This is a genomic window from Streptomyces sp. NPDC001770, from assembly GCF_053596135.1.
In genome coordinates this window covers 1-1,947 of the sequence record NZ_JBSFFN010000105.1, presented here as the reverse complement: position 1 = coordinate 1,947, position 1,947 = coordinate 1, and the positions used below count along the sequence as shown (strand labels likewise).

The window sequence follows — 1,947 nt, the reverse complement described above, 5'->3', positions numbered from 1 at the left end:
GCAGCCCCGGATCGGCCCGAAGCCGTCGCGCGATCCCGGCGTCGTCACGCATGGCCTGCACCAGACGCGGCAGACCACCCAACACCGGCACCAGAGCCGGCGTCCGCACCAGGTCCTGGGCCACCTCGGGCTGCTCACCCAGCAGCGCCCGTACGTCCTCACGCCTCAGCAGACCGGACAGCTGCGCCGACCCGGCCATGGCGCCGACCAGGGCGGGGGTCCGCATGGCCACCGTCAGCAGACCGGCGTTCCCCACCAGCACCGCGGCCTGGCCCTCGGACGCTTCCAGAGCATCCAGGAGAGGCCGGTTCTCCAGCAGTCCGACCACCTCCCGCCGGCTCGTCAGCGCACGCGGGTTCTCCGCCAGGGCGCGGGAGAGCGCCGGGGAGGCGGCCAAGGCGTCGAACAGTTCCGGACGCCCGGCCAGCGTCCGCAGCAATGCGGTGTTGGAGACGAGGGCCCGTGCCGTGGACTCGGGCGCCTCCAGCGCCGGGCCCTGGAGCATGAGGCGTCCTTCGCCGACGTAGAACAGTTCGAACAGCTTCCGCACCAGGGCGGGGCTGCCGGCGAGCCACGTCACCACCTCCGGGTCCTCCACCACGGCCGCGCCGACGACCTCACTGGCCCTGAGGACGTTGACGCCCACGTTGTCGGTCAGAGCGCCCGGGAGAATGCGGTCGTAGGTCCGGACGTACGAGCGGTTCGTCGCCAGGGCACTGGCGAGGTCGTCGTACATCGGGCTGGCCAGGGCGTTGACCAGCTGCCGTTCGTTGACGAATCGGAGGTACAGCCTGCCGTTCTCCCGCAGCGCGGCGGTCAGCGAGGGACGGTCGTGGATCGCCTGCAGGGCACCCTGGGTCTGGTCGGCCAGCTTCTCGATCAGGGCTGGTCGTTTCAGCAGCGTCGAGGGCAGCTCACTGTTCTCCAGCATCGCCAGGATGATGCCGAACTCGCGGCGGACGGCGCCTCGGAGCTGCGGCAACTCGTTCAGCGCACGCAGCGTCTGCTCCGCTGCCTCGCGGTACTGCTCACGATGGTCTGGCGGCACCCGGTCGAGGAAGGCCGGGATCTGGTCCGGTGTGTCGAGGATCAGCCGGGCGATGTGGGCCGGTCCGGCAGCCACCGGAATCCCGTTCCTGGTGATGCTGATCTCACCGGTCGCCCGTATCGCCTGGGCGAACTCCTTCTCCGACCTGCGGACGAGCTCCACGTACTCGTGCAGTCGGCCGGTGTCCTTCACGTTCTCGAAGAATGCGTCCCGAGCCAGCGCATCCGTCAGCAGGTCCGGGTTGGACGCCAGCGCTCTGACCAGGGCCAGACCGTCCTGGCTGTCCAGCGCGGCGAGCGCGTCCGGGTCGGCGAAGAGCCTCGCCCAGTGCGGGGAAGGAGTCACTCTGTTCTCGTAGGCGGCCAGGGCACGCAGCACCTGGGGATGCCCGGTCACGTCCTCGATGACGTCCGGGTTCTCCAGCAACGCCCCGGTCACGCTCTCGCCCGCCAGGGCGAGGTGCAGCAACGCCGACTCGTCGCGCAGCAGAGCGGGAAGGACATTGACGGGCGGGTTGAGCAGCCGGACGAGGAAGTTGTCCCTTTCGAAGAGCGCCAGGAGACGTCCCTCGGTGCGTAGGGCCTCCCTCAGCCCGTCGACGCCCTCGAGGTCGCGCGCGAGAGTGAGGAGACCCACGAGCTGCTCGCGGAAGCTGGCGTCGGCGTAAGCCGCGGCCCGCAACTCCGGTCTCCGGGACAGCGTGTCGGCGAAGATCCGCCGCATGTCCTCCGGGCCGGCCGCGGCAGTGCCCGCTTGCGAGAACCACTCGTTGGCGGAGGCGTACGAGTTCGGGGCTCGCAGCAGGGTGCGCAGCAGGTTCTCGGTCAGCAGCGGCGATCCCTCCTTGAGCTGGGCACGCAGTCCCGCGTTCGCCGGCGCCAGTAGCCTGCGGTACTCGT

1 protein-coding gene is annotated in these 1,947 nt (G+C 70.2%); it reads right to left on the bottom strand.

All coding sequences use genetic code 11. The features are described from left to right. Window positions 1-1,947: hypothetical protein (locus ACWCSV_RS34540; RefSeq protein ID WP_451149221.1), on the bottom strand; the 1,947-nt coding region annotated here is incomplete at both ends.